The organism is Halobacillus naozhouensis, from assembly GCF_029714185.1.
GTDB lineage: Bacteria > Bacillota > Bacilli > Bacillales > Halobacillaceae > Halobacillus_A > Halobacillus_A naozhouensis.
In genome coordinates this window covers 3,877,254-3,899,124 of the sequence record NZ_CP121671.1, presented here as the reverse complement: position 1 = coordinate 3,899,124, position 21,871 = coordinate 3,877,254, and the positions used below count along the sequence as shown (strand labels likewise).

20 protein-coding genes are annotated in these 21,871 nt (G+C 41.8%); 12 read left to right on the top strand and 8 right to left on the bottom strand.

Annotated elements, in window-relative coordinates; translation table 11 throughout:
* Nucleotides 1-8 precede the first annotated feature (8 nt).
* Nucleotides 9-1,958, top strand: a complete 1,950-nt coding sequence (locus P9989_RS19920) for an aconitate hydratase (RefSeq protein ID WP_283076587.1) — start codon at nt 9-11, stop codon at nt 1,956-1,958.
* A gap of 93 nt (nt 1,959-2,051) precedes the next feature.
* Here P9989_RS19920 and P9989_RS19915 read toward each other — a convergent pair whose 3' ends face one another.
* The 3 genes from P9989_RS19915 to P9989_RS19905 all read right to left on the bottom strand — a co-directional run bounded on the left by P9989_RS19915 (nt 2,052) and on the right by P9989_RS19905 (nt 3,942).
* The gene (locus P9989_RS19915) at nt 2,052-3,011 is read right to left on the bottom strand and encodes a ring-cleaving dioxygenase (RefSeq protein ID WP_283076586.1); all 960 of its coding nucleotides are present in this window, start codon (nt 3,009-3,011) and stop codon (nt 2,052-2,054) included.
* Between the two features lie 233 nt (nt 3,012-3,244).
* A complete protein-coding gene (sda, locus tag P9989_RS19910; RefSeq protein ID WP_283076585.1) occupies nt 3,245-3,397 on the bottom strand; it encodes a sporulation histidine kinase inhibitor Sda in 153 nt (50 codons plus the stop codon).
* Nucleotides 3,398-3,414: 17 nt separating this feature from the next.
* The gene (locus P9989_RS19905) at nt 3,415-3,942 is read right to left on the bottom strand and encodes a helix-turn-helix domain-containing protein (protein ID WP_283076584.1); all 528 of its coding nucleotides are present in this window, start codon (nt 3,940-3,942) and stop codon (nt 3,415-3,417) included.
* 289 nt (nt 3,943-4,231) lie between these two features.
* Between P9989_RS19905 and P9989_RS19900 the strand changes: the two genes are divergently transcribed.
* Nucleotides 4,232-4,843 (top strand): trimeric intracellular cation channel family protein, encoded by a 612-nt coding sequence (locus P9989_RS19900; protein WP_283076583.1) that lies wholly within the window; start codon nt 4,232-4,234, stop codon nt 4,841-4,843.
* Between the two features lie 53 nt (nt 4,844-4,896).
* Here P9989_RS19900 and cysK read toward each other — a convergent pair whose 3' ends face one another.
* Nucleotides 4,897-5,826, bottom strand: a complete 930-nt coding sequence (gene cysK / locus P9989_RS19895) for a cysteine synthase A (protein ID WP_283076582.1) — start codon at nt 5,824-5,826, stop codon at nt 4,897-4,899.
* 215 nt (nt 5,827-6,041) lie between these two features.
* Here cysK and helD point away from each other — a divergent pair, with 215 nt between their 5' ends.
* The gene (gene helD / locus P9989_RS19890) at nt 6,042-8,381 is read left to right on the top strand and encodes an RNA polymerase recycling motor HelD (protein ID WP_283076581.1); all 2,340 of its coding nucleotides are present in this window, start codon (nt 6,042-6,044) and stop codon (nt 8,379-8,381) included.
* Between the two features lie 12 nt (nt 8,382-8,393).
* Here helD and P9989_RS19885 read toward each other — a convergent pair whose 3' ends face one another.
* Nucleotides 8,394-9,035: a YpmS family protein gene (locus P9989_RS19885; protein ID WP_283076580.1), complete on the bottom strand. Its 642-nt coding sequence runs from the start codon at nt 9,033-9,035 to the stop codon at nt 8,394-8,396.
* Nucleotides 9,036-9,052: 17 nt separating this feature from the next.
* Entirely contained in the window at nt 9,053-9,976 is a 924-nt protein-coding gene (locus tag P9989_RS19880) for an SGNH/GDSL hydrolase family protein (RefSeq protein WP_283076579.1), read from the bottom strand.
* 185 nt (nt 9,977-10,161) lie between these two features.
* Here P9989_RS19880 and P9989_RS19875 point away from each other — a divergent pair, with 185 nt between their 5' ends.
* From P9989_RS19875 to P9989_RS19855, 5 genes are all read left to right on the top strand, one after another.
* Nucleotides 10,162-12,441: an ATP-dependent DNA helicase gene (locus tag P9989_RS19875; RefSeq protein WP_283076578.1), complete on the top strand. Its 2,280-nt coding sequence runs from the start codon at nt 10,162-10,164 to the stop codon at nt 12,439-12,441.
* Between the two features lie 145 nt (nt 12,442-12,586).
* Nucleotides 12,587-13,312, top strand: a complete 726-nt coding sequence (locus tag P9989_RS19870; protein ID WP_283076577.1) for an SDR family NAD(P)-dependent oxidoreductase — start codon at nt 12,587-12,589, stop codon at nt 13,310-13,312.
* Complete coding sequence (locus P9989_RS19865) at nt 13,305-14,336, top strand: S-adenosylmethionine:tRNA ribosyltransferase-isomerase (RefSeq protein WP_283076576.1); 1,032 nt, start codon at nt 13,305-13,307, stop codon at nt 14,334-14,336. The genes P9989_RS19870 and P9989_RS19865 overlap by 8 nt, the downstream gene beginning before the upstream one ends.
* Complete coding sequence (locus P9989_RS19860; RefSeq protein WP_283076575.1) at nt 14,337-14,678, top strand: VOC family protein; 342 nt, start codon at nt 14,337-14,339, stop codon at nt 14,676-14,678.
* Between the two features lie 122 nt (nt 14,679-14,800).
* Nucleotides 14,801-16,048: an L-lactate MFS transporter gene (locus P9989_RS19855; RefSeq protein ID WP_283076574.1), complete on the top strand. Its 1,248-nt coding sequence runs from the start codon at nt 14,801-14,803 to the stop codon at nt 16,046-16,048.
* A gap of 50 nt (nt 16,049-16,098) precedes the next feature.
* Here the strand turns inward: P9989_RS19855 and P9989_RS19850 are convergent, their stop codons facing one another.
* Nucleotides 16,099-17,547, bottom strand: a complete 1,449-nt coding sequence (locus P9989_RS19850; RefSeq protein WP_283076573.1) for an Eco57I restriction-modification methylase domain-containing protein — start codon at nt 17,545-17,547, stop codon at nt 16,099-16,101.
* 239 nt (nt 17,548-17,786) lie between these two features.
* On the opposite strand from P9989_RS19850, the gene P9989_RS19845 reads away from it, so the two are divergent.
* Nucleotides 17,787-18,377 (top strand): biotin transporter BioY, encoded by a 591-nt coding sequence (locus P9989_RS19845; RefSeq protein WP_283076572.1) that lies wholly within the window; start codon nt 17,787-17,789, stop codon nt 18,375-18,377.
* A gap of 61 nt (nt 18,378-18,438) precedes the next feature.
* On the top strand, nt 18,439-19,494 hold the full coding sequence (locus tag P9989_RS19840) for a PQQ-dependent sugar dehydrogenase (RefSeq protein WP_283076571.1): 1,056 nt from the start codon (nt 18,439-18,441) through the stop codon (nt 19,492-19,494).
* A gap of 48 nt (nt 19,495-19,542) precedes the next feature.
* Here P9989_RS19840 and P9989_RS19835 read toward each other — a convergent pair whose 3' ends face one another.
* Nucleotides 19,543-19,944 (bottom strand): hypothetical protein, encoded by a 402-nt coding sequence (locus P9989_RS19835; RefSeq protein ID WP_283076570.1) that lies wholly within the window; start codon nt 19,942-19,944, stop codon nt 19,543-19,545.
* 196 nt (nt 19,945-20,140) lie between these two features.
* Between P9989_RS19835 and P9989_RS19830 the strand changes: the two genes are divergently transcribed.
* Both P9989_RS19830 and P9989_RS19825 read left to right on the top strand, forming a co-directional pair.
* Complete coding sequence (locus tag P9989_RS19830) at nt 20,141-20,581, top strand: DUF6376 family protein (protein ID WP_283076569.1); 441 nt, start codon at nt 20,141-20,143, stop codon at nt 20,579-20,581.
* Between the two features lie 182 nt (nt 20,582-20,763).
* Complete coding sequence (locus P9989_RS19825; RefSeq protein ID WP_283076568.1) at nt 20,764-21,864, top strand: M24 family metallopeptidase; 1,101 nt, start codon at nt 20,764-20,766, stop codon at nt 21,862-21,864.
* The last annotated feature ends 7 nt before the right edge of the window (nt 21,865-21,871 follow it).

The window sequence follows — 21,871 nt, the reverse complement described above, 5'->3', positions numbered from 1 at the left end:
AGTGCTGTGTGGGGTATAATGTCACACAAAAGTTAATTAAAGATCATTTAGTTGAAGGTGAAATGAAACCTGGTGCGGAAATTGGGTTAAAAATTGATCAGACCCTAACACAAGATGCTACAGGAACGATGGTTATGCTGGAACTGGAGGCAATGGGAATTGATCGGGCGAAAACGGAGGCTTCCGCTCAATATGTTGACCATAACCTGATTCAGGAAGATAGTAAAAACCCTGATGATCACTTGTTCTTAGAAAGTGCTGCAAAGAAATTTGGGCTCCACTTTAGCCGCCCTGGAAACGGGGTAAGTCACCCGGTCCATATGCAGCGTCTCGCTAAGCCGGGGCAAACGCTGCTCGGTTCGGACAGTCACACGTGTGCGAATGGGTGTATGGGAATGCTTGCGATGGGGGCAGGCGGTATTGATGTTGCCATGGCCATTGCAGGTGAGCCTTTTTATGTGAAAATGCCTAAGGTCTGGGGAGTAAAAGTAACTGGGGAATTCCCGGATTGGGTCAGTGCTAAAGATGCGATCTTAGAAATGCTGAGACGCCACGGAGTGAAGGGCGGAGTCAATCATGTGTTTGAATACTATGGTCCAGGACTCAAGAACCTAACAGCTATGGACCGCCACGTTATTGCCAATATGGGGGCGGAGCTAGGAGCTACGGGAACTGTTTTCCCATCCGATGAAGAGACGAAGCGTTATATGAAGCTGCAAGGTCGGGAAGATGACTGGATCGAGTTAAAAGCTGATAATGATGCCGCGTACGATGTTGAAGATGAAATTAACCTTTCGGAACTCGAACCTATGATTGCGAAACCTTCAAGTCCTGGTAATGTGGTCACTGTAAGGGAAGTAGAAGGGGAACCAATTTACCAATCTTATATTGGTTCATCAGCTAACCCTGGATATCGTGATTTTGCCATTGCTTCAAAGATCGTAAAAGGCAAACATATAGCTGACGGGCTGTCCTTTGACTTAAACCCGACCTCCAGGCAAATGCTCATTGATTTGTCTGAGCAAGGTCATATCGCAAACTTCCTGCAGGCAGGAGCTCGTTTGCATCAGGCTGGATGTAATGGGTGTATTGGTATGGGTCAGGCGCCGGCAACCGGAAGAAATAGCTTAAGAACTACACCTAGGAACTTCCCGGGGCGTTCCGGAACAAAAGAGGATAGTGTGTTCTTATGTAGTCCAGAAACGGCTGCTGTATCTGCGCTAAATGGTAAAATTACTGATCCTCGAAATGCTGGATTTGATTTTCCGAAAGTCCAGGAACTTGATAAACCAACTATCGATACACAGCTTCTTGATAAACCGTTAACCCCAGAGGAATCTGCTAAGGAAGAACTTGTGAAGGGGCCGAATATTGCTTCTATACCTAAGATGGATGAACTTCCAAATGAGCTGGAATTGCCGGTCTTACTTAAAGTAGGGGACGACATTTCTACAGATGAAATTTTAGCGGGAGGAGCCAGAGTACTGCCATTTAGGAGTAACCTTCCTGAGATTAGCAAATTCACCTATGAAATTGTAGATGATACCTACTACGACAGGGCGATGAAACAACGTGAAGAAGGCGGCCATATCATAGTAGGCGGGACTAATTATGGTCAGGGCTCAAGTCGTGAACATGCGGCGCTGGCTCCGCGTTATCTCGGGTTAAGAGTTGCTATTGTAAAGGACTTTGCCCGTATTCACTGGCAAAACTTAGTAAACTTTGGTATTCTTCCACTGACCTTTGTAAATGAAAAAGATTATGAAGATCTTGAGCAGGGAGATGTATTAATCTTTAAAGACCTTCGAAAAGTGATCCACAAAGGGAATGAAGTTGATGTGGCAGTGAAAGGTAAAGATAAGACTATTAAAGCGGAACATGCCCTTTCTGAACGTCAACTGGAAATGATGGAATCAGGTGGATTAGTCAACTGGGTAAAAAATCGCTTAGACACTTAAATAGAGAAGGATTATCCCGATCTTTCTGAGACTTGTCAGATAAAGAGGAGCCTGTGATCCACAGTGATGGATCACAGGCTCCTTTAATTGATGTTAGTTTTGTTTATTTGAAGTATCAAGAGGAACTAATTCTGATTCGATTTGCTGGCGTTTATGCTCAAGAAAGGGAGGAAGAGCTAAGCTTTCACCTAAATGATTTTCATCTTCATCTGTAGCAAATCCTGGGCCATCTGTTGCCAGCTCAAACAGGATGTGATTGGGCTCCCTAAAATATAATGATTTAAAATAAAAGCGATCCACTAGTCCTGAATTAGGAAAACCGGCGCCTCTGATTTTATCTTCCCATTTGGCGAGCTCTGCTTCATCCTCGACACGGAAAGCTACATGATGTACGCTGCCTCGCCCAGGACGTTCACGTGGCAATTCAGGATTAACTTCGACATGCACTTCAGCTCCCGTTCCGCCTTCTCCTGTTTCGAATACAATTCGATTATCGATAGTTCCAACTTTGCGGAATCCAAGGATATCAATCAGGACATTTGCTGTCGGAGCAGCATCTGCAACGGTTAAATGGACAGGACCTAGTCCGTTAATTCCTGCTTGCTGCGGTACTGGAGATTGGTCCCAGGCTACTCCAGGTGCTACACCTTCATTATTTCCATCTGAAACGAGTGTTAGCCGCTGACCTTCGGGGTCACGGAAAGACAAGGTCTTCCTGTTCAGCACTTCTTTAATGGGGTCTTGATCTACTCCGAACTGGTCAAAGCGCTCTTTCCAATATTCTAGAGCCCTGTCGTCTTTTACTCTTAATGAAGTGGTAGAGATACTGTGGGTGCCAGAGTAAGTGGTTCCAGCTCGTGGTATCTCAAAAAAGGTTAAGTCAGTACCGGGACTCCCCTTTTCATCAGCGTAAAACAAGTGATACATTGAATTGTCATCCTGATTTACGGTTTTTTTTACGAGGCGCATGCCTAAAACATTTGTATAAAAATCATAATTTTTCTTCGCGTTGGCTGTAATGGCTGATACATGGTGGATTCCTTTTATATTCACATCAACCACCTCCTAAAGGTTGTAAAAAGGTCTTTATTTTATCTTGAATTCAAGATAAATAATACTATGTAATAACAGATTTGTCAATTAAGATGGACAAAATTAGGAAAGGGGAAATAACATTCGCCTTTCTATCCTTGCTATGACCTTTGTTTTCGGGCACCTTAAAAGAAGGTGATCCTGACCTCAGAACCAAGGCACGCGAAGTTATATTTATTCAAGGAGCTTGGAGACTATTTAATTGTTTCAATGCGAGCCTTTCTTTCAAATTCTCTTTTGGATAATTCATCCTCTATGAGACCGATGAATTCTTCATCCAGCTCCAGTTCAATAGCTCTAATATAGGTTACTTTAAGTATACGTATAGGTAACTGCTCTAAATTCAAGATAGTACCCCCTTGGCTTATGGTAATAGTGCAGTAGAAGTTGTAGCTGCTCCGAGTATCCTGCCCTCCCTGTCGTATAGGGGCTGGCCAAAAACATAGTACTCTACTACTTCGTCAGATAGAGGGAAGTGAATGCGCTTACGAAGTCTGTCTTTTGTTTCTATTATGTTATGCTTTAACTCCATAAGTTCGACAATCCCTTTGTTTGTCCCTTTATAATCATCTCTTTTTCCGATTATGCTTCTTGTATCAAATTCTGGATTGGGGTTGAACATCCAGGTGTATCTTAACTCAAGGTCACAATGTGCCACGATTATAGGGGAATGAAGGAGAGCGAGTTTAAATGGTTCGCTTAAATGTTCAGTAAAAAATAACGACGGATTTACATGAAGAAAACTTGCAATTTGTGAAGCTACTGCGATACTGGGGTTCCTTGAGCCTGTTTCAATTTGAGCATAATAAGCCCGGTCTATAAAAGCCCCTTTAGCTACTTGTTGTTGTGTTAAGTTTCTTTCTTTTCTGAGTTGAACCAGCCAATTTCTCATGATTAATTACACCCACTATCTCTATATTTATATAATAATTCGAGTGTTGCAATTGAAGTCCTTGTGGCAGTTTGCAACAAATTAGCCCGTCAATTAAAATATTTCAGGAAGCAGGGGTACCTTTTAGTAAGGGCACTATTATAAAGCTGTCTAATTAATATTTGTCCAGCTTTTTGATTTAGCAACAAAGATATTAGTTTTTACCCTGAACTGGAGAAAAGTAATCCTGTCATGATCGATATGTAGAGGTGTTTGGATTAGGAGAAATAAGTTGAAAAGGGGGGATCGTGTGTCTTTTGAAATATTAACAATTATAGCTGTCAGTGCGTTTGCTTTTAGTGGGGCGATTGTGGCATTGAGTGAGCGGTACGATATATTTGGTACGTTTATTTTAGGTATTGCCACTCCTTTTGCCGGAGGAATTATTAGAAATATAGCCATGGATGTTCCGGTTGTTCATGTGTGGGAGCAGGGTTATCTGTTTTATGTCGCCTTTATCACGATTGTTATTGTCTACTTCTTCCCTAAAGGCTGGGTGATGTTCTGGGACCGTTGGAACATTTATCTGGATGCTATAGGGCTATCGGCTTTTGCGTTGCAAGGTGCTGCTTTTGCCGTTGAGCAGGAATTTCCGCTTGGGGGCATCATCTTTGCAGCGATATTAACAGGCGTTGGGGGAGGTGTGACGAGAGATGTACTCGCCCAAAGAAGACCTATGGTTCTTCACCAGGAAATTTATGGAGTGTGGGCAATGACAGTTGGTTTCATTGTCGGGCTTGAATTAGTGGATTTGGGGAACGTGTGGCAGAAATATACTTTATTTGGGGTTGTTTTCGGCTGTCGGGTTCTGTCCTATCACTTGGGCTGGCATTTGCGGTTTCGAGATTTATATCGCTTATAGGTTAAGTAAAAAGAGAGCCTCACTGCAAGCGAGAGGCTCTCTTTGAACTTCGGCTAATAGCGGAAAAGGTCGCCTGACAGGTAACGTTCACCTGTATCAGGTGCGATTACTACAATAACATCTTCTGGATTCTTCCTTTTAGCAACTTCAAGTGCTGCCCAGCAAGCTGCGCCGCTTGAGGTTCCCAGCAGAAGTCCTTCTTCGCGTGCTAGCCGCCGGGTAACTTCATAAGCATCCTCGTCAGTTACTTGAAAAATTTCATCCATGACGTTTACGTTTAAGATGTCAGGAATGAAACCTGGGCTTGTCCCAACAAGCTTATGTTTACCGGGTTCTCCCCCAGAAAGTACAGGGGAACCGGAAGGCTCTGCAACGTGAATCGTCAAGTTGTTATAATGTTTCTTTAACTCTTCCCCTGTACCAGTTATGGTCCCGCCAGTTCCAGCTGTGGAGACAAAAGCAGAAAGAGGCTTACCAATTTCATTAAGAGCTTCTACGATCTCCGTTGCTGTTGTCTGGCGGTGTGCATCAGGATTGGATTCATTTTCAAATTGCATAGGCATAAAGGCGCCTTCGATTTCTCCCACAAGCTCTTTGGCCCTGGCAATCGCTCCAGGCATTTTATCGTCTCCTGGTGTTAAAACAATTTCTGCACCATAAGCTTTTAATAGGTTGATACGTTCCTGAGTCATTGTATCAGGCATCACTAAAATAGAACGATATCCGCGGGCAGCTGCGTTCATGGCAATTCCAATTCCCGTATTCCCGCTGGTTGGCTCGATAATGGTGGATCCTTCTTTCAGGTAACCGTCTTCTTCAGCCTGGATGATCATATTGTAAGCAGCTCTGTCTTTTACACTGCCGCTGGGGTTTTGCATCTCTAATTTCAAGTAAACGGCTGCACCGTCTTCTGGAACAATGCGGTTAAGTTTTACAAGCGGAGTATTTCCGATTAATTCAGCAATATTATGAACAACTTGCATGCTGTCACTCCTTATCTATAGTTATAAGAAAAATAATATCACAGTATCAATAGGATCACATAAAAAAAGACACACACTGGTGTCTGAGAGATTGTTTTCTACTGAAAAGTGTGGTACTATTAAATTTGTTATTTTACTAAGTATATAAATACCCAATTTAAATTTTAAATGATTTTGACGCGTTTGTCAACTTTTTGCGGAAGGAAGATTGTATTATGACTCGTGATGGTAATGAGTGGAGTGTCGAGCGAAGCAGAATTGCTGATGTACTCAAGGTGATCGAAACGAAGAAGGAACAATTACTGCTAAATACAACATCACTTAAAGAGGATATTATCGACCTTAGAAAGAAATTCTGGGATGATGTGACGGTGAATTTCGATGAGGTAGATGATGCTGTAGAAACTTATGCAAGCATTAAGCAGCAGTCTGAACTTTTGTCAGAACGAGAGAGAAGCCATGGTCACTATCATAAAAATAAGCAGTTATTGGAGCGTATGGAGAAGTCTCCATATTTTGGGAGAATTGATTTTGAGGAAGAGGGTGAAGGGGAGGAACAGATCTATATAGGGGTTTCTTCGCTAATGGATGAGAAAGAAGAGTATTTTCTCGTTTATGACTGGCGTGCACCGGTTTCAAGTATGTACTATGACTTTGAACCTGGTCCGGCTCATTACCTTACTCCCTCAGGTACGGTCAAAGGCGAAATCGAATTGAAAAGGCAGTTTGTGATAGAGAACAGTCAGTTAGCAGGGATGTTTAATACCGGGATTACCATTGGGGATTCCTTACTTCAGAAAGTTCTGGGAGACCGGGCAAGCTCTCAAATGAAAAGTATCGTAGCTACGATACAGAAAGAACAGAATGCGATCATTAGAAATGAAAGCAGCCGCCTCCTGCTCGTCCAAGGGGTAGCTGGGAGCGGGAAGACTTCAGCAGCCATGCAAAGGGTGGCTTATTTACTATATAGATACCGTAAGCAGATCGGTGCAGATCAAATCCTACTGTTTTCCCCGAACCAAATGTTTTCCAGTTACGTGGCTGCTGTACTGCCTGAACTAGGCGAGGAGCCTATGCAGCAGTCCACTTTTCAGGAGTATGTTTCCAAACGTTTAGATAGTGAATTTACGTTGCAGACACCGTTTGAACAACTTGAGGCTTCTTTGGCTACAAAAGCAAGCGGCGCTGGACCCTATAATCAAGAGACTGTGGATTTTAAATCAAGTGTTTATTATAAAGAAATGATTGATCACTACTTGACCCAGCTATCTACAAACGGCATGAAGTTTAGAAATCTCAAGTTCCGAGGAGAGGTTGTAATCACCGCTGAGGAGATAAAAGAGTATTTTTATCAGCTGGATCCATCAATGAAAATGGCAAACAGAGTAGACCTCGTAAAAGACTGGCTGTTCAGCGAACTGAAGAGAATAGAGAAAGAAGAGCAAGCAAAGGATTGGGCGGAGGAAGAAGCAGGGCTGCTCAGTAAGGAAGAATACCATCAGGCCTTTCAACAGCTTGAGCGCGGACACAATTTTGATGAGGAAACCTTCGATGATTTTGAAAAAGAGGAATGGCTGCTTAGGAACTGGGTGGTTAAACGCAGAATTGATTCTCTAAGAAGGAAAGTAGCGGACTATCAGTTTATTCACATAAGGAAAGTCTACGGGGGAATGTTTCATGATTCTTACTCTATTCAAAATCAAAAGCTGCCGAAAAGCTGGGAGATAATATGCAATCGAACCCTCCGAAACTTGCAGCAGCGCTACCTCCCAGTGGAAGACCAGACTCCATATTTATACTTAAAGGACCAGCTGGAAGGGAAAAAAGTAAATACTTCGATCCGATATGTATTTATGGATGAAGCCCAGGATTACTCTATTTTTCAGTTTCTTTATATAAAAGAGCTGTTCCCGCATGCCCAGTTCACCCTTTTAGGCGACAAACACCAGGCTATATACTCGCATAACCATGGGCAAAAGACAATTCTAGATGAGCAGGTCCATGAAGGAAAAGCAACGAAAATGGAGTTGTCCAGGAGTTATCGTTCAACAAAACCTATTGTTGATTTTACAAAATGCCTATTGAAAGATGGTGCGGAGATTGAAGCGTTCAATCGAGATGGGCAGCTGCCGAGGGTATGGAAGACAGAAAGGAACACAGAAGCTAAAAAGGCAATCATCGATGTCGTTCGTAGTAGGCAAAAAGAGGGTCATAAAACGATTGCAATTCTTTGTTATTCTCTAGAAGAAAGCAAGTTAGCGTATGAATTAGTGGGGGAAGAACTAGACGCCGCGTTAATTTATAAAGAAACACAATCCTTTCAAGAAGGTGTTCTCATCTTGCCAGTGTATTTGGCCAAAGGAATTGAGTTTGATGGAGTGGTCGTTTATAATGCCGCCAATCCAGGTTATCAATTCGAAGGCGGCCATTTGATGTTATACACGGCCTGCACACGAGCCATGCATGAACTGGATATTTTTATTCATAATAATTGTCCTATTCTTTCAGGGATACCAGTTGAGCTTTATATGAAAAAAGAAACCGCTGCTCTTTAAGAGGAGCGGCGGTTATTGTTGCAGCTTTTGTTCGGCAATGACTTGGGCAATGTCGAAAGTCTCGCGTGGAACGGAGATGCGAAAGGCTAACTGATTGGCATTTAAATTAAAGCGATCCACTGCAACATTAAAGTTTGAAGCTGTATCCATTTGTGTAACGGCTAAATAAATACTTTCTTCATTGGGATGAACTCTCACCCATTCTGGCAATTTATAATTGTCAGCGATAAACTCCAGCACTTTTTTATTTGGCAGGGGCAGTTTACCGAGTGAAATTCTTTCTTGTTCTAGGACGAGGTCCCCGTTTTTTTGTACGACAGGATTTAACTCCATTTTAATAGGGATAGTTTGTTCGAATGCTTTAATATTCCCAACAAGAGTAACGTTGCGGTCTAAAGAAATTGAATAGTCAAATACCGTTTGTGTCGATAGTTCACTTAAGTACTCGTTGGCTAACTGTTCCAAATTTTGTTTAGTCGAAACAATCGTAAATTCCGCATCTGAACTCTCTTCTTCTGGCTGCACATTCACAAGTGTATATGAGGTGGGAAGGAAAATTAAAGATAAAATCCATGCAACTATGCCTAAATTGATGACAGCTAATATGAAGAATGAAGACCTCCATTTATTTTTTAGAAACCAGCGTTTTAACATATTGCATTCCACCTGTGTTATTTCTCAATTTCGGGTCTGATGACTTCAAGAACCCGTTTGGCTATCTGTTTATAACCTTTTTCATTTGGATGAAAATGGTCTTGTTTCCATAAGTATTCATCCAGTTTGCCAGCAAAGATATCCTTAATCGGAATAAAGACAGCCTGATCATGTTCTGAAACGACCTCTTTCCCAATACGGTTCCACTCATTTATGATTTGTGTAAGTTCAGGAATGTTGTCGAAGTATTTAGAGAAAGGGTTATAAAGTCCAATAAGGTAAAAAGGCGCATCAGGGTTTAATTCTTCAATACGCTGCATAACTTCATGGAGACGTTTTTCATACCCTGCTTGCTCTGCTGCAAAATCCTCGTAGTTCAAGCTTGTGAAGTTGTTTTTCACAACGTTCATCATATCGTTAGCGCCAATTGTAACTAATACAATGTCAGCCTCTTCAATAGAAGATGCCATTTCCTCTTCTTCCATTCTCTCGAGAAGATGGTCTGTACGATTACCGCGCTTACCGTAATTTTCTATATTGATATCTTCGCCCTCTATGTTACTGTTGAGTGTCTCTTCTAATATACCTACATATCCGCCATTATCGGTACGATCGCCAACCCCCTGGGTAAGAGAATCACCTATTGCAACGATTTTCAGGTCTTCTTCCACAAAAAGGGCTTTAGCTCCTTCGATCACACTAGAAAACGCTTCGCGTAACCCTTCGCCTAAAGTCCCCTCTTGCTCTTTTTCAACAGGTTCTTCCTCTTGCTCTTTTTCTTTAGGGACGGGTTTTTCTTCTTCAGTTTGTTTCTCTTCGGTGGGTGTTTGGCTTTTGTTTGAATTAGACAAGCTCTCAGGCTGATTGATAAAAGACGCGAGAATCAAAGTCAGAAAGATGAGTGAAAGGATAACAATAGCCAGCCACTTTAGTTTTCTCATAGTGCAATCACCTGTAGTTTCTGAGTAATTTCGCTTATCATATAGTATATGACGAAATTAAATTTTGAGAAATAAATAAGGTTTACCTATTATTATAACATGTTAGCTTATTCAGTAGACATTCGAAAATCAATAGCAAAAAATGACGGTATTTTATCACTTGTTTGTAGATAGGAGGGGTGTTAGTGGATCAAGAGATAAGTATTTCGGTGCGGGCGTTAGTTGAATACGTTTATCGTGAAGGCAGTATCGATAATCGATTTCGATCCAATACGGCGCTTCAAGAAGGAACAGCTATTCATAAAGCTGTTCAAAAGGAGTACAATGAAGGGGAAGAGAAGGAAGTGCCTCTTGAATACGTGTACTCTCATGAGGAGGTCAAGCTGCATATTCATGGTAGATGTGACGGGGTTCTTACCACAAAAAGCGGCCCGAAAATCGATGAAATCAAATCAACTGCTCTTGAGCTTGAAGAACTCACTGAAGATAGCTTTCCGGTCTATTGGGCTCAAGCTAAAGGATATGGTTTCATATATGCAGAGCAAGAGGGATTGGACGCAATAGATGTTCAACTAACCTATGTTCAGAAGCAAACGAAGGAAAAGAAACGCTTTGTTCACAGATACACAATGGAAGATCTGATATCCTTTATGCAGCAAACCGTTGAAGAATATATGTCTTATGCTCGAATTCTTTTGCACATTCGGCAACAAAAAGAGCAAACAATCCCTGATCTGACTTTTCCATTCTCTAGCTATCGATCAGGACAGCGTCAGCTCGCAGGAAGTGTATATCGTACAGTACAGGAACAACGCACCTTATTTGCTCAGGCGCCAACGGGTATCGGTAAAACGATCTCCACTTTATTTCCAGCGATTAAGGCCATGGAACAAGGACAGTCTGAACGGATATTTTATTTAACAGCAAAAACAGTCACTCGTTCGACAGCAGAGGAAGCGCTTCGTTTGATGGAAGAAACCGGCTTAATGTTACGTTCTGTAACGCTGACAGCTAAGGACAAAATTTGCTTTCAAGAAGAAACGATTTGCCAGCCGGATTACTGTGAGTTTGCAGATGGCTACTATGATCGAATTAATGAGGCGATCGTTGACGTCCTAATGAATGAAACGCAAATCGCGCGTAGCGTTATTGAAGAATATGCAAGAAAACATCGTGTATGTCCATTTGAGTTTTCGCTGGATCTAACGGATGTCGTCGATGTGGTGGTAGGGGATTACAATTATATCTTCGACCCGCGAGTATCGTTAAAAAGGCTTATGCCTGAGCAAAAGAAGAAAACAACATTGCTCATTGATGAAGCACATAACCTGGTAGAGCGTGCCCGTGAAATGTACTCGGCTGAAATTAAACGCGGTTCATATGAAGAAGTTAACAAATGGTATGGGGGAGCAAATGATGAATTAGCTGAAGCAGCCGCAAGTGTTATGAAAGATATGAGCGCTGTGAATGACAGGGAGTCAGCAATGGAATACAAACTTGAGGATGTACCTGGCCAGTTAGAAGAGAATCTGGAAAGGTTTATCAATAAAGCTGAACGTCAGCTTCGTGACCAAAATGAGGAGGAGGAAAGAGATGAACTGTTGCTGAATTGTTATTTTGCAACACAAAACTTTCTGAAAATGCTGGCCATAGTTGATGAACATTATGTTTATATTGGCAGCAACTTTAACCAAGATGTAAGCATGAAGCTTTATTGCATCGACCCTTCTAACGTATTGCACCAGGCTGCGAAGGCATTTCGCTCCAATGTCTTTTTCTCTGCTACTTTATCACCGTTCGGGTATTACAAGGATATGCTTGGCGGGCAGGATGATGACTATATCCTCAGACTTCCTTCCCCATATGATCCGGGTCAAATTGACGTAAGCTTAGTGTCACTCTCAACAAGGTTTAAAAATAGACAACAGACCGCGAATCGTTTAGCTGAACTTTTGCATAAACAGGTAAAAAGTCAACCTGGAAATCATCTATTCTTCTTTCCCTCCTATCAGTATATGCAGTTAGTCTATGAACATTTTCAATCGTATGATCTAGATGCTGTTTCACAGGAACAAGGAATGACCGAGGAACGCAGAGATGATTTCCTTGCTCAGTTTGTTGAGGGCGGACACTTAGCGGGTTTCGCTGTACTTGGCGGGGTCTTTTCTGAAGGTGTTGATTTAAGAGGGGACCGTCTAAACGGAGTGGCCGTCATTGGGATCGGGTTAGCTCCCCGTAATTTCGAACGTGAATTAATAAAGTCTTATTTTTCAAATCGTGGGCGTAATGGATATGACTACGCCTACGTATTCCCTGGAATGAATAAGGTATTACAAGCTGGCGGACGGCTCATTCGTTCAGAAGAAGACTACGGTGTTATCCAACTAATTGATGATCGTTTTTTAACAAACAAATACGTCAATCTTCTACCGGAAGAGTGGAAAAACTACAAAACAATCCATTAATTTATTTCCCGGGAAATAGGTTACGACAAAAGTCGTAAATTACCCTCAATCGAATGTGTGACACTAAGATACTTTGTGTGGCTCATGTTTAGTTCTGCTCCTTTTTCTATACTAAGGATACTTAGATAGGGAAAGGAGATTTTTTATGAGTAAAACTATTATGATTACGGGTGGATCAAAGGGACTTGGAAGAGCATTAGCTCTGGGTTTTGCCAAACAAAGGCATCGTATCGCTGTCTGTGCAAGAGGTGAGCGCGAATTGAAAGCTGTACAGAAGGAGATTGAAGCGATAGGCGCAGAAGTGATTGCTCTTCAAGCTGACGTTTCGAGGATTCATGAAATCGAAAAGTTTGTTTCTGTAGTAGAGGATAAATTCGGAAGTGTGGATGTTTTAATTAATAATGCTTCCGTATTTGGCCCAGGACCGAAGCAGCTTCTTGATTATGATCATGAACAGTTTCTTCAGGTATTAAAAGTCAATTGCATGAATCCATTTCTCGTGACAAAAAGAGTGCTGCCAGGAATGATTGCAAACCGATCGGGATCGATTATTAACTTAACTTCAGAAGCGGGGCATACTGGTTTTGCCGAGTGGGGCGCTTACGGGGTTTCAAAGTTTGCTGTGGAAGGATTGACACAGACGTGGGCGGACGAAGTTGCTGACTACAGTATTAGAATTAATATGGTAGATCCGGGCGAAATGGATACCGACATGCATGACCGGGCCGTTCCAGATTGTGATTATCAGTTAGCGAAGCCGGAAGAGAGACTGGACGTCTTCTTTTATTTAGCTTCTGATGAGTCAAGAAACCGTAACGGGGAACGCTTTGAAGCTGATGGCTTCTTAAGGGAGGCGCCGTTAAATGAGTGATCTGTTAACTGCTTTTGAAATTCCTGAACATCTTCATGCATCATCTCCTATAGAACGAAGAGGGCTGGATCGTGATCAGGTTAGAATGATGCTCCTCGACCCTGTTTCCGGAAGGAGGGCCCATACAAACTTTCGTAACATCGTCGATACTTTTCAAGCAGGAGATGTACTTGTCCTCAACCAGTCAAGAACGATTCCTTCGAGTTTGCAAGCTAGTGGGACGAATGGGGAAGTTGAAGTCCGATTAGCTAGAAAAATTGATGACCATAGATTCGAAGTATTATTGGTGGGAAAGCAATACAAAGAAGGAGAGAAGCTTTATTTCCAGGATGGCCTCTTTGCCGTAGTTGAAAAGGGCGGAAGTGAGTATCCTTTGCAAGTACTGAAGTTCAAGCTCAGCGGCATGTCGCTAATAGAGTATATTTATGACCATGGCAGCCCGATTTACTATGAATATGTGGAGGATCCCTGGCCGCTGAACGACTATCAAAACGTCTACAGTTCCACACCGGGTTCTATTGAGATGGCTTCAGCCGGACGCGCATTTACCTGGGGAACCATCACGGAGCTGGAACAAAAAGGAGTGAAAATATGCTATATAACACTTCATACTTCTTTGAGCTATTACGAGAATGATAGATGGCCTTCTCCGTCGAGTCATCCTGAACCTTATACGATCCCACAGGAAACAGTAACAGTTATCAATAAAGCCAAGCAAGAAGGACGCCAAGTAGCAGCTGTAGGCACAACAGTTGTACGTGCGCTGGAATCAGCTTTTAAGAATGGTCAGTTAACTAAGCAGGATTCTGTCCTAACCTATTTGTATATTAATCAGGAACATTCATTAAAAGTAGTGGATGCCCTACTAACTGGCTTTCATGAACCGGAAGCAAGTCATTTAGACTTGCTCACGGCCTTCGTTAAACATGAGATATTAATAGAGGCATATCATGAAGCCATTGAGCAACAATATTTGTGGCATGAATTTGGAGACATGAATCTAATTATCCCGGGCCGCCTGTAAATGTTTCACCATGTCGGGATAGAGGTGTTCGATGTAAAGCAGGCGGAAAGGTTTTATGTTAGTATATTGGGATTTTCGGTTGTAAGGAGGCTTGAATGGGCAGACGAACGTATTGTTTTTTTGACAAAGGCAGAATGTACGATTGAATTAGTCCAGCCTAAAGATCGGAGGCCCCAAGGTGTACATTTTGCGATAGAAGTACAGGACTTGACTGCTAAAATTCAGGAAATAAAGAACAGGGGTTTGTCTATCTACGAGGGCCCATACAGTGTGGCAGGACTAGAAGTGGTCTATTACCAGGGTCCCAACAAAGAAATTATTGAGTTTGTACAACGATTATAATAACATGGATGCTTGTACCTCACAGGGTATACAAGCATCCTTTTATATATTTCAGAAAATTTTGAGTTTAGAAAGACGCAATTTAGGTAATAGCAATGATGTCAGGAATTAGGAGGGATAAAATGGAAGGAAGAAAACCGAAAAATCGTTGGCTGATAGCATTAAGTGCAGTTGGGATACATATATCCATAGGGTCTGTGTATGCTTGGAGCAATTTTACATCACCCCTGAGAAATGAATTTGGCTGGAACTCTCAGCAAGTACAATTAACATTCAGCTTGGCTATCTTGTTTCTAGGCTTGTCTGCAGCATTTTTGGGATGGTTTGTTGAAAAGTATGGCCCAAGGGCTGCGGGGATCACGGCCGCTGTTTTCTTTGGGGTTGGTGTATTTGGTTCGGGGCTTGCTGTTAACCTAGGCTCGTTATGGGCACTTTACTTCTTTTATGGAGTTTTGGGAGGAATTGGTCTTGGAGTAGGTTACATTGCCCCAGTATCTACGCTCGTTAAATGGTTTCCTGACAGACGCGGTCTTGCAACAGGGATGGCGATCATGGGATTTGGCTTCGCGGCGGCAATTTCCAGTCCAATTATGGATTGGTTAATTGGCTCGGTTGGTATTGCAGCTACTTTTTATATCCTGGGGGCCAGTTATTTTGTAATTATGATTCTATCTTCTTTGTATTTATCAAAGCCTCCTAAAGGATGGGAACCTAAGGGGTATGATGACCAGAAAGAAAATACAGGAAGGAAAAAAGATTTAGCCAATCTTCGGGCGAAAGAATCACTGAAAACGAAACGTTTTTATTATCTTTGGATCATGTTGTTTATAAACGTAACGTGTGGCATTGCTGTTATCTCTGCTGCCAAACCATTAGCAGAAAACAGTGTTGGCCTAAGTACCAGTGCTGCAGCGACCCTGGTTGGGGTGATGGGACTATTTAATGGATTAGGTCGAATCGGATGGGCAAGTGCGTCTGATTATATTGGAAGATCCAACACCTATGTTGCATTTTTTATTATTCAGATCGTTCTGTTTGTTGTCCTTTCCTATACAAGTTCTGTTGCTTTATTTGTCATTTTAATTGGTATTATCTACACATGTTATGGTGGAGGTTTTTCAACTATTCCAGCCTTTATTGGGGATTTGTTTGGTACTAAAGAGTTGGGTGCGATTCATGGGTATATTCTGACAGCTTGGGCGGCAGCGGGACTTGTCGGGCCGCAATTTGCAGCCTATATGAATGATACAACGGGCAGCTATGAAAGTAGTTTAATCTTCTTTGCCGGACTCTTCGTGGTGGCATTAATTGTGTCCATATTGACTAAAGGGGATATTAGGAAGAAAAGAAAAAGCCTGAAAGCTGCGTAGCTTTGACATGGCAAAAAGCTCAAGCCAATTGTCAGCTTGAGCTTACTTTCTTATAACAATTCTATAAGTCGTTCACAGAAGTGATTGACATGAGTCCTATTGGCGCGCGAAATGTGATAAACATCAAAAATACTGTCATTTATTTCTTGCTGCTGAATCGTGGAATCATAGGCTAAGTTTTTCTGCTTTTCTGATACGATGTGTTTTACTTGCCGGATGATGCTGCTTTTTAAGAGAGGATCTGGTTCAGTATAAGGTAGCTTTTTAACATACCCAGATGTAATCATATTTGTGCGATTCAACACTTTACGGAGCATATAGGTTGTCAAATTGCTATTCAGTAGACCGAGAAGGTAATAAAGGTCTTCTTCATTGTCAGTAAAGAGATTTGTATTCACCCCAAACAGACTGCCTTTTGGCAGGTAGGAGGCTTGAAAATCAATTCCCATAGAAGAGCAAGTAATCCCTTCGCGGAAAAAGTATTGCTGGTTGCGAACCGTAAATTTGGGAATTGATCGACTGTACTTTCTCCAATTCTTGTGAATATAGTACTTCGGTTCATAATACCAACTATCACGAATCCCTCCGTTTTTATAAAAAGGGATCCATTCCTCAAGATCGACATTGACTTCCCAAGGCTTAAATAAAAACTGTTTATCATTTCCAGTTGAAATCCCTGTGCCTCCTTGTACTTTATCGGCCAAGGTGAACTCTGGTCTTATAAATAGGGAGAGAATTTCCTGAGGGACGTTTATAGCAAAATTGAAACCAGGCATCAGACTAAAATTGGATTGCTGTAAATATTGAACCTTCTCCGCGGGCGGGGAGGTGTATTCTTCTGTTGCCAGACGATCTACTAATTTCATCATATGTTCAGGCTTAGGAGTGCTTTTTCTAATTGTAATTATAGCTGTTCGAACATCCGCTCGGCCTGCATGAAACAGCTTCCTCGGGGCGAGTATGATTTCAATTATTTCCGTATGGTCGATTAAATATTGACGAAACTTGGTATAATGCACATTCGTTAAAAATGAATCATGAACAATCATGCATAAAACTCCGCCTACTTTCAATAGTTGGAGTCCTTTATAGATAAATAGCGTGTACATATTATGTACACCGATCTCTAGAAATTGTTCTTCTAGATCTTGTTTATTATTTTTAAAATAAGCGTTTTGACGAATTGATTTATAGGGTGGATTTCCTATAATCGCATCGAAAGCATGCGTTGGATTTGATTTTAGGAAGTCCTGATGGGTAAACTGGACTTTAGGCACTTCAAGGGAAATGTTAGGGTCAATATCATAAGCATTAATAAGAGAAGGCGGGACTCCTGCCTCCACCAGCGCTCTGACAAAAACACCATCGCCAGTAGAAGGATCTAATATACGGGGTGGCTTATATGTTTGTCCGGTTTCCTGAAGCATAGTCTTGACCATGTATTCAACAGTGGATAAGGGTGTTTCATATTGCCCCATGGAGCGCTGGTAGGATAGCATGGAAACTCCTCCGTAATTTTTTAATATACTTTACACCAAAATGAGTAAAAAGTCACCATTAATTGGGTGGCGATAATTAGTTCAATTCACTTATTTAGTTTGCTTAATAAAGAAAAAAGGTGATTAAAGGTCTATCCAACTGATGAAATTGCTATTTGTTAACTTTGTGTTATTTAGGTTGACAGTTTTGGCGATCCTCCGCTATCTTAGTAATAGTAAGAGAATGGGAGGAAAATAAATTGCAGAAATCACGTTCGACAGCTTATGAAATAACTATCGGTGCTCTCTTTGTGGCGCTGATGGTAATTGGCTCCAATATAACTGCGTTTGCGCCCTTTTTGTCTATTATGAACGTACCACTCACATTACAAACCTTTGTCGCAATTTTGGCTGGTATCATATTAGGAAGCCGGTTAGGTTTCTTTTCCATGTTTGTATATACAGTACTCGGTCTTATAGGTGCACCTGTTTTTGCGGGATTTAAAGGTGGTATGGGCACATTGTTCATGCCTACATTTGGGTTTATCCTGTCTTTTATGCTGTTAGCATTTGTGGTGGGGAAAATAGTTGAGAACCGTAGGAGTTTTTCCGTCTACATAATTGCAGCCATTGTAGGTTTGGTCATTAATTATGTAGTGGGAGTAAACTGGATGTACATGGCCCTTCGTCTTTGGGTGGGGGAAGGTTCAGGAATTGGATATGCCATTGCTTGGACAAGCATGAGTCCATTCTTAGTCAAAGATTTTGCGTTAACAATATTAGCGGTTTTTTTTGCTTACCGTTTAGAGAAAGGTATACTTCAGCGTACTCCTCTGCGTCGAGCAGCTTAAAGTGTGAGATGTCATAATAGTCTTGCTATAATAGAAGAAACGATTCAGTGCGGAGGTGGATATGAGAATTCTTCTATCTTGTCTTTTGATGCTGTTGTTTGTGATAGGATGTCAACCAGAAAGTGAACAATCGAAACAAGGAGAGAAGCCATCTGAAGTTACTGATGGGGTTGAAGAAGTCGTAACAAACCTGCAATCACCGTGGGACATTGAGGAACATAAGGGTACTTTTTTTATCACGGAACGTAAAGGTCAGATCGTTTCATGGTCAGAGGAACAAGGCTTGAACAGAGTTAAAGTTGAGACGAAACAGGATATTGCCCAGATCGGTGAAGGCGGCTTGCTTGGCTTTAAGCTGGCCCCTCATTTCAGTGAGAGCAATCAGGCATTCGCCTATCATACTTATAAAGAGGATGGTCAAAATAAAAATCGAATTATTATAATCGAATATAAGAATGATCAATGGTCGGAAACGGATGTCATCTTAGAAGGCATACCAGGTGCTAATTTTCACAACGGTGGCCGGATTGAAATAGGGCCGGATCAAAAGCTTTATGTTACAACAGGGGATTCGTTGGACAGTGAACTCGCTCAGGACAAGGCTAGTTTAGCCGGTAAAATATTACGTATAAACTTGGATGGATCAGTTCCGGAAGATAATCCCTTCGAAGGTTCTTATGTGTATAGCTATGGGCATCGAAATCCGCAAGGGCTGGCATGGGATGAGGAAGGCCAGTTATATGCTTCGGAACATGGACCTGACCACCATGATGAAGTAAATGTAATTAATCCGGGAGGTAACTATGGCTGGCCAAAAATAGTGGGAGGTGAAAAGGCTGAAGGAATGCAGTTACCTATATACCAAACAGGTCAGAGCACATGGGCTCCTTCAGGTATTGCGGTGTTTAACGAAAAACTTTATATCGCATCATTGAGAGGAACAGCAATGCGTACGCTCTCTCTTAATGGCCAAAATCCCGCCGTGGCTGCAGATGGATATGGAAGAATTCGAGATGTGGAAAAGGTCGGGGGATCACTTTATTTTATAACCAATAATACGGACGGCCGTGGGAATCCTGATGAGGAAGATGATCGGCTGTTGCGACTTGTTCCTTAATAGAAAAGTTCGGGGCAGCTTTCTTACAAAGCAATGCCCTGAACTTTTTTAGTCCTCGGAAATGAACTTGCCATGGACGAATGCCATGATAGCAAAAACAACAAAAGCAATTAATAGAATCGTCCCGCCTACAATAAAGAATACGGTGTTGAACGTTTCCATGCCGCCACCAAAGGGTTGGGTGAAATATAACCACATGCCTGTAGTGAGGCCTAGTACTCCGAAGAAAGAAGTCCAAACATGTACCTTGGATAATTTAGAGTCCTTCGGGATTGAAAACATTTTATAATACATACCAAAAGCAAATAAAGACAACCATCCAACAACGAGTATATGTGCGTGGACTGCTGTAAGTTGATAACCGCCGCCACCAGCCATATGTGATCCCATAAAAGCGCCGATCAAAGCATAAATGGCTGAAACTCGTATGAAAAACCGAGTACGATCCATGGAAATCCCTCCATTTTACAATAGTAACCCTCTGCTATTATATCGAAGGTACCTTATAAAAGAAATGAACATAGCAGAGATGTTGCAAAAGGTTCAAAAAAACAAACAGTTTTGATTAAGATTTATTTTTATTTTTATTGGAACCTTTCTCTGATTCATTCGTATGGTAGGTAATCATGGAAGAGGAGGAGATCAAGTGAGAAAACTGTTTATACTTCCATTGTTATTAATCGCATTAAGTGGGTGCAGCCTGATTGAGGAAGCAACAAATGGAGTGCAATATACAGAAGATGTGACACAATTTATAGCTGATGCGGAGGAGTTTTCTAACGATTTGCCGCAATTAATTGAGCAGGCGCAAAGTGATGTTACGGCTTTTGCTGATGTGGAACAACGTCTTCAAGAGTTTCAAACTGAGATAGAGGAAGTACAGGCCTTGAATCCGCCAGAGCTTGCGGAGAGTATTCATAATGATCTCATGGAGTACACAAACCAGCTCGAATCAGGAATAGAAGAGATGATTCAGGCTGCTCAAGAACAAGTGATCAACATTGAGGCATTAGAGAATTCCGACCTATTTAAAGCGATTAGGGACATCCAGCAAATCCAACAAAACCTTAACCAGCTAGGTGAATAGAAGAAAAACGAGCATGGAATATGCTCGTTTTTTATTGGAATAAAAACCCACCTCAGGTCATCCATATTATGGATGACCTGAGGTGGTAATAATTGGTATGCGGGGGTTTCTGCTATATTTGGAGTGCGTGCTTTTTTGAGATATGATGGAGGAGGTAATGTAATTAGAGAAGGGATGATCTTATGGAACATAGATTGGATAATTTTTCGAATTACTTAAAAGAGAATCAGATTGATATGGCGTTTTTAAATTCTACGGAGAACGTCTTCTATCTGACGGGCTTTCACACAGACCCGCATGAACGTTTGTTAGGACTGCTAGTTTTCGCAGAAGCGGATCCGATCGTTGTGCTTCCTGGCATGGAAGCGGGCCAAATTCGTGATGCAGGCTGGACGCACGAGGTAATTGGTTATGCGGATCATGAGGATCCTTGGATGATGATGGCAGATAAGATGAAACAGAATGGGATTTCTCGGGTGAAGACAGTTGGATTTGAGAAACAAGTTCTTTCTTATGGACGCAGTGAATCGCTGCTATCTCTGTTTGATGACTTGTCGGTAGTTGATGTGGAAGGACAGCTCAACGAGATGCGTTTAGTAAAGGATGAGCAAGAAATCAGCATTATGCGTGAAGCTGCTGAACTTGCTGACTACGGAGTCAAGGTTGGAACTGAATCCCTTGAGGAAGACATTACTGAAATGGAAGTTCTTGCAACGATTGAGTATGAACTCAAGAAGAAGGGTGTTGCTGAAATGTCTTTCTCCACCATGGTTTTATTCGGTGAGAAGTCCGGTCAGCCTCATGGGAATCCTGGTAACCGCCGTCTAAAAGCAGGAGATTTCGTGTTATTTGATCTAGGTGTCGTCTGGAAAGGGTATACATCAGATATTACTCGAACCTTTGCGTATAAGTCTGTTTCCGACGAAAAGAGGGCTATTTATGAAAAAGTGAAAGAGGCACTTGAAGCTTCTCTTTCTATCAGCAAACCAGGAACTCGAATCGGGGATCTAGACCAAACTGCAAGAGATATTATTACAGAAGCCGGATATGGTGATCTTTTCCCACACCGGATTGGACACGGCCTGGGTATCAACGTTCATGAATTTCCTTCCATGAGCCATTTGAATGATGGAGTGTTAAAAGAGGGGATGACTTATACAATTGAACCTGGGATTTACGATCCAGCAATCGGGGGAGTCCGCTTAGAGGATGATGTCCTGGTTACGGCCAACGGTTATGAAACATTAACAAAAACTCCAAAGGACCTTCGTATTATCGAATAGTTATGTA